Raw genomic sequence first — 6,551 nt, forward strand, 5'->3', positions numbered from 1 at the left:
GCATTGGCCTGGGCCAGTTGGCTTATCTGGCGTCCACCGCGGGCGACCACGCCGCAGCCGCGCAGGCCCTGCGCGAACTGGCCGAGCGCGAGCAGTTGGCCCGGTCTGCCAGCCTGCGCGGCCGCGTCGCCGACGTCGAGCGGCAACTGGAACTGCGCAGCCGGACCCGGCAGTTGCACGCCTCCGAGGCCGGGCGCGCGCACTTCCAGCAACTGGCGCTCGAGGATGGCCTGACCGGCCTGCCGAACCGGCGCCATTTCGAACTCCAGCTGCAAGGCCTGCTGGAGGAGGTGCGCACCCAGGGCAGCACGGCCTGCCTCGTCATGATCGACGTCGACAAGTTCAAGCAGATCAACGACGGCCATTCGCACAACGCGGGCGACGCGGTGCTGCGGGCCATCGCGGCGCAGATCCGAAGATGCGTGCGCGACAAGGACTTTCCCGCGCGGCTGGCCGGCGACGAGTTCGTCATCATCCTGCGCGATACCGGCGCGCAGGCAGCCCAAGCGCTGACCGAGCGGATCGCGGACGCGGTGTCCCGCCATGCCTGGAGCGCCATCGCTGCCGGCCTGTCGGTCTCGGTGAGCCTGGGGCTCGCCGAAGTCCTGCCGACCGACACCTTGCGCACCGTGCTCAGCCGCAGTGACCAGGGCATGTACGCGAACAAGCGCGAAAAGGCCCACCCCCACTGACGGCCAAGCGGCGTGCACGCCCGCACACAAGGCTGAGCGCCGCCCCGGCCGACGTTCGAAACAACGCTTGCTTGCTGGCTTGCGGGCCGAGCGCCGGGCCGCTCCCAAGCAGGCCCGCCTTTGGCGATGTGCTTGCTGGTCAATCCGGCAAGCATCGCCGTCCCCCAGGGGGACCGGCTGGACTCGCCTGCGTTCAGCATGGCGAGACCAGACGAGGGGCTCCATTTCAGTCGGCGTAGATCCCTGCCGCCTTGATGACCGGGGTGAGTTTGTTGATCTCGGCCTCGACAAACTTCTTGTGCTCTGCCGGCGCAAGGCGCGCGTCACTGATGATGACCGCACCCAGGGCCTCCTGGCGCTTGTGGAAGTCGGCGTCCTTCAGGGCTGCGCGCAGCGCCGTGTTGACCTTGTCGATGACGGCCTTGGGCGTGCCCTTGGGTGCATACATGCCGTGCCAGACGGCCAGGTTGAAGCCTTTCAGCCCTGACTCGTCGGCCGTCGGCAGCTTGGCCAGCGGGCCGCTGGGCAGGCGCTTGGCCGACATCACCGCATAGGCCTTGACCTTGCCGGCCTCGATCTGTCCGGTGGTGTTGGTGGTCTGGTCGCACATGATGTCGACCTGGCCGCCGAGCAGGTCATTCATGGCCGGTGCGGTGCCCTTGTAGGGCACGGTCGTCATGTCGATCTTGATGGCCGACTGATACAGCAGGCCGCACAGATGCGAGGCCGAGCCGACCCCGGCGTGGGCGAGGTTGATGTTGCCCTTGTTGGACTCCAGCCACTTGGCCAGTTCGGCATAGTTGGCCGCCGGCAGATTGGGGCGGCCGATCAGCGTCATCGGCACCTCGTTGACCATGCCCAGGTATTCGAAGTCTTCCAGCGTCTTGTAGGGCAGCGTGCGGTAGAGGGCCGTCGCGCTGGCGATGCCGATGTGGTGCAGCAGCAGCGTGTAGCCATCCGGCGCGGCCTTGGCCACCTTGTTGGCGCCCAGCGTACCGCCTACACCGCCGACGTTCTCGACAATGATGGTGGCACCCAGGGGCTTGCGCAACGCTTCGGCGAGGTCGCGGGCGACCTTGTCGGTCGGGCCGCCGGCTGCGAACGGCACGATCAGGGTGACGGGCTTGTCGGGGTAATCGGCAGCGGCGGTGCCGGCGGCCAGCAGGGCCGCCAGGGCAATCAAGGTCGTGCGCATGGGCTTGTCTCCAGGATGTGTGCGCACGATCTTAGGCAGAGTACCGCCCCCGGCGTCTCCGGGATGGCCCCAAGCCAGCGCCATCAGGGGTAGCTCAGCGTCAGCGTATAGCCCTGGGTGCCGCTGCTGCCTGAGTAGGCCCCCACGCGGATGTAGACCGCCAGCGCCGAGCTGCCGGTGTTCTTGTAGCTCAGGGACTCGGTGCAGGTGGCGCTCTCTGACGAGGTCAGCGTCGTGCCACTGGCGTTGTGCAAGTAGATGTCGTAGTCATAGGCCGCCRGGCAGCTCATGTCGACACGCAGCGTCTTGCCTGCGGCCAGCGTGACCTTGAAGTAGTCCTTGTCGCTCGTGGTGGCCATGGTGCCGCTGATCGTCGTCTGGTTGGTGACGACGTTGGCGGTGGCGATGGTGCCGTTGGACTCGGTCTCGTTCAGCGCCGCGCTGGCATTGCTGATGCTGAAGTTGACGGCCGACGAGGCGCCCGAGTTGCCGGCGGCGTCGTAGGCGCGGGCGACCAGGCTGTGGCTGCCGTTTGTGAGCGTCGTCGAGTCCAGCGACAGCGAATAGGGCGCGCTGCTGTCGCTGCCCTTCACCGTGCCATCAACGACGAAGTCCACGCGCGCCACGCCGATGTTGTCGCTCGCCGTGGCCGACAGCGTGACGGTGCCGGACGTGCCGCTCTCGCTGGCCGTCGCGGTCGGCGGCGTGGTGTCCACCGGCCCGTTGGACTGCGTGACCCAGACGGGCGCTGTCCACAGCATCTTGCCGTCGTTCTGCGTGATCTTGGCGTAGTAGAAGTGCTCGCCGATGGCCGGCGTGGTGCTGGCCGTGCCGCTGCTGGCCAGCAGTGTGACGGTGCCGTTGCGCTTGGGCACGCCTTCGTAGATCTGCACGCTGGTGGCCGTCTTGCCGCTGTTGCTGGCATAACCGACGCTCAAGGACAGCGTGCCGCTGTTGGTGAAGCGCTCACCCATGACGTGGCCATTGGCGGTCAGCGCGATCTGCGCCGTCTTGTCCATCGTCGCGAAGACGCGGCGGGCCTTGATGGCATCGATGAAACTGGCCTTGCTGAGCGCCGTGCCATTCGGGATCAGCACGCCGGTGCGGTTGGTGTACGACTTGCCCCAGTTGGCGCAGTGGTTGTCCTGGTTGCTGGCGGGCGCCACGTGAAAGCCGCGCTCCAGCATCTTGTTGAAGGCGTCTTCAAAGTTGCTGAGGCCCGTCTCGGTCTCGGTCGTGTTGGACGAGAACGCCGAGCTGTTCAGGATCTCGCTCAGCACCATGACCTCGTCGCCATCGGCGCTGTAGCCCAGCGCCGTGCCGCCGACAAGGAACTGGCCGGTCGTGTCGGGATGGTTGAACTGGCCGACAAGGCCGAGCTGGCGCATCGTCGCGTACAAGGCCGCGTAGTCGCTCTTGGCCGTGAAGCGGTCGCCGAAGAGCTGGTTGCTGCTGTTGTATTCCCAGGCGAACAACTCGGTGCTGTTGAAGATGTTCATGTGGCCGCCATTGCTGATGACGCCCCACTCCATGCCGTAGATCGCGAGGTAGTTCGATGTCGTCGCGGCGGTGGCGGCGGACAGGCCGGCCTGGTAGCGGCTCTTGGCGGTGGCGGCGCTGCCGCTGGCGTTGGTGCTCGAGGAGCCGTCGAAGTAGTGGTTGTGCTCGGACGACATCAGGATGTCCAGGCCCGCCGTCTTGCCATAGGCGAAGGCGTCGGCCGGGCCGAAGGCGCCGGTCTGCGCGGGCTGCGAAGACGAGCAGCTGCCCAGCGCCCCGCCGCCGTCGGAGTCATTCGTCTGGCTGTGCAGATTGGCGTAGTAGACCGTGTAGGGCAGGCTGTTGATGGCCGGTGCCGATTGCGCCTTGACGAGGCCGCGGCCGGCGGCCGTGGGCATGGCCGCATAGGGCGGCAGGTCGACGCTGGCCGGCTGGCCGAGGGCAACCGGCCATTGCTGCTCGGCATGGTCCAGCGGCGCGGCAGCGGCCAGCAGGCGCTCGGCGCGGCCGGTGGTCGCACCCTGGCTCAGCGCGGTGGCGGCGTCGAGGCTGGCGGCCTCAAGCTTGAGCTGGTAGAGGCCATCGGCCAGTGCCGTGCCGCCGGTGCCGCGACCGACCCAGCGCACGCTGGCCATCACCGGCGCGCCGGCATAGCGCGATTCGCCGCTCCAGCGCTGCAGCACGCGGCCCTGCTCGTCGACCAGGCTGAGCGCCCACGCAAAGACCTGGCCGTCGGCAATGCCGGGGTGGTCCATCTGCACGCTGAAGACGCGCTCGCCGCTGGCGGCGGTGACCGCGAAGGGCGCGGACAGCGTGGCCGAGAACTCGTGGTGGTCGGGGTCCTTGGCGCGCGGGCGCGCGGCGGCGGCTTTGGCCAGCTCGCTTTCGGCCTGGGAAGCTTGGGAAGAGACTTGGGGGTCGTTGCTGCCACCACCGCAGGCTGCGAGCAGCAGCACGAGYAGGGTGGGCGGAAGATGGCGGGCAAGGGTCATGGCGCGTCCTCGGCTGGTGCCAGCGGTGGCCGGCAAAGCGGCGGACTGTGGTGGCGCCGCCAAGCCGAGTCCATGCGGGCCTTCCTGTCACCGATTCAGGCTCAGGTCGGCCCCGAGGTCTTCAAACGCGCGTCACACGGGGCGGCGATCCTCGATGACCCGGCCGTCGTTGGGCAGGCTGCCCGCCGCCAGCAGCTCGACCTCGCCCCGCAGCTTGGTGATGTCGCGCAGCGCCGTCTGCAGCTGCTCCACCAGGCCCTCGGCCGGCGCGGCCTCAAGCTGCAGGCACATGCGGTCATTGGCCAGCTCGCCGTCGACGATGAGGCGCGCCCGGCCGCGCTGGCCACAGCGCGCCAGCACCTCGGCCACTTGGCCCGCGTGCACGAACATGCCACGCACCTTGGCCGACTGGTCCGCCCGGCCCAGCCAGCCACGCAGGCGCTGGTTGGTGCGGCCGCAGGGGCTGATGCCAAGGTTCGCGGGCAGCACGGCAGAGAGGTCGCCGGTGGCGAAGCGGATCAAGGGATAACCGGCACTGAGCGTCGTCACGATGACTTCGCCGACCTCGCCGTCCGGCACAGGTTCGGCAGAGCCGGGTCGCACGATCTCGACGATGACGCCTTCGTCGACGACCAGGCCTTCACGCGCCGTGGTCTGGTAGGCGATGAGGCCGAGGTCGGCCGTCGCATAGCACTGGTAGGCATCGACGCCGCGTGCGGCAAACCATGCAACGAGCGCCGGCGGGCAGGCCTCACCGCTGACCAGGGCACACTGCAGATAAGGCAGCACGTGCCCGCCCTCGGCCGCCTTCTCGAGCAAGATGCGCAGCAGGCTGGGCGTGCCGGCATAGGCCTCGGGCTGCAGGTCCAGGAGGGCCTGCAGCTGCAATTCGGTATTGCCAATGCCGCCGGGAAAGCTGGCAGCACCGATGGCGCGCAGGCCCGCTTCCATCATGGCGCCAGCCGGGGTCAGGTGATAGCTGAAGCCCACATGCGCGAGCTGGCCGGCGCGGATGCCCGCCGCATGCAGTGCGCGGGCGACGCGCCAGGGGTCGGCGCCGTCGGCATCGGGCTCGGGTTCGTAGAGCGGCCCGGGCGACTGGAAGATGCGCCGCGGCATGCCGGCCGCAAATCCGCCCAAGCGCAGTGCGCGCCGAGCGGCCTGGGCGGCGGCGAGGCTGCTCTTGCGCGTCAGCGGCAACGTGGCCAGCGCGGCCCGCGACGTGATCGCGTTCGCATCGACGCCGACCAACAGCTCGGTGTAGGCCGGACTGCTGGATTGGGCATGCGCGATCTGTTCCGGCAGCGCAGCCATCAGCGCGGCCTCACGCGCGGCCGGGTCGCGCGTCTCCAGCGCGTCGAAGAACTCCGAGCTCATTGGTGCACCCTTCGGCCTACGGTCTGTCCCGCCAAGCGGGAGCGAGCTTGCTTGGGGCGGCCCGGCGCGGCGCTCACTCCTCGTCCTTCCAACGCGTGAGCCGGCGCTTGATCTCGTCCTGCAACTTGCGCAGCTCGGTCGCGGACTTCAGCGTGAAGGTGTCCCACTCGGGCGTGCGCGCCGGGCGCTTGGTGAGCTGGACCTTGACGGTCGCACCCTCCACCGCCAGCTTGAGCACCACGTCGGCGCCCAGCATCCAGCCTTCGCCCCGCTCGGCCAGCACGCGTTGGTCGCGCGCGAAGCGCTTCATCGTCAGCAGCGCCGAGTCCGCATCAAAAGGTGGCGGCGCCATCTCCCAGTTGTCGTCACTCATGCCAGCCACCTCTTCCTTCGCCTGTAGCTCTTCACGTCCTTGAAACTGCGTCGCCCTTCCCCGCCCACGCCGAGATAGAACTCCTTGACGTCCTCGTTCTCGCGCAATGCGCTGGCAGCGCCGTCCATGACGACGCGGCCGTTCTCCAGGATGTAGCCGTAGTCGGCATAACGCAGCGCCATGCTGGTGTTCTGCTCGGCCAGCAGGAAGGTCGTCCTCTCCTTGGTGTTGAGGTCGCGCACGATCTCGAACACCTCCTCGACGATCTGCGGCGCCAGGCCCATGGACGGCTCGTCCAGCAACACCATCTTGGGGTTGGCCATCAGCGCGCGGCCGATGGCGCACATCTGCTGCTCGCCGCCCGACGTGTAGGCCGCCTGGCTGGTGCGGCGCGTCTTCAGGCGCGGGAAGTAGGTGTAGAC

At 68.4% G+C, this 6,551-nt stretch carries 6 protein-coding genes; 1 reads left to right on the forward strand and 5 read right to left on the reverse strand.

Features of this window, described 5'->3' with window-relative positions:
- Positions 1 to 692: GGDEF domain-containing protein (locus ACXJKR_RS20755; RefSeq protein WP_457324426.1), on the forward strand; the 692-nt coding region annotated here is incomplete at its 5' end.
- A 226-nt stretch (positions 693 to 918) separates the two neighbouring features.
- Here the strand turns inward: ACXJKR_RS20755 and ACXJKR_RS20760 are convergent.
- The 5 genes from ACXJKR_RS20760 to ACXJKR_RS20780 all read right to left on the reverse strand — a co-directional run.
- The gene (locus ACXJKR_RS20760; protein WP_457324427.1) at positions 919 to 1,887 is read right to left on the reverse strand and encodes a tripartite tricarboxylate transporter substrate-binding protein; all 969 of its coding nucleotides are present in this window, start codon (positions 1,885 to 1,887) and stop codon (positions 919 to 921) included.
- Between the two features lie 83 nt (positions 1,888 to 1,970).
- The gene (locus ACXJKR_RS20765) at positions 1,971 to 4,379 is read right to left on the reverse strand and encodes a CehA/McbA family metallohydrolase (protein ID WP_457324428.1); all 2,409 of its coding nucleotides are present in this window, start codon (positions 4,377 to 4,379) and stop codon (positions 1,971 to 1,973) included.
- Between the two features lie 132 nt (positions 4,380 to 4,511).
- Complete coding sequence (locus tag ACXJKR_RS20770) at positions 4,512 to 5,756, reverse strand: phenylacetate--CoA ligase family protein (RefSeq protein ID WP_457324429.1); 1,245 nt, start codon at positions 5,754 to 5,756, stop codon at positions 4,512 to 4,514.
- Between the two features lie 73 nt (positions 5,757 to 5,829).
- Positions 5,830 to 6,129: a hypothetical protein gene (locus ACXJKR_RS20775; RefSeq protein ID WP_057300574.1), complete on the reverse strand. Its 300-nt coding sequence runs from the start codon at positions 6,127 to 6,129 to the stop codon at positions 5,830 to 5,832.
- The coding region (locus tag ACXJKR_RS20780) for an ABC transporter ATP-binding protein (RefSeq protein ID WP_457324430.1) at positions 6,126 to 6,551 on the reverse strand (426 nt) is incomplete at its 5' end. The genes ACXJKR_RS20780 and ACXJKR_RS20775, both read right to left, overlap by 4 nt.

The organism is Roseateles sp. P5_E11 (assembly GCF_054049355.1).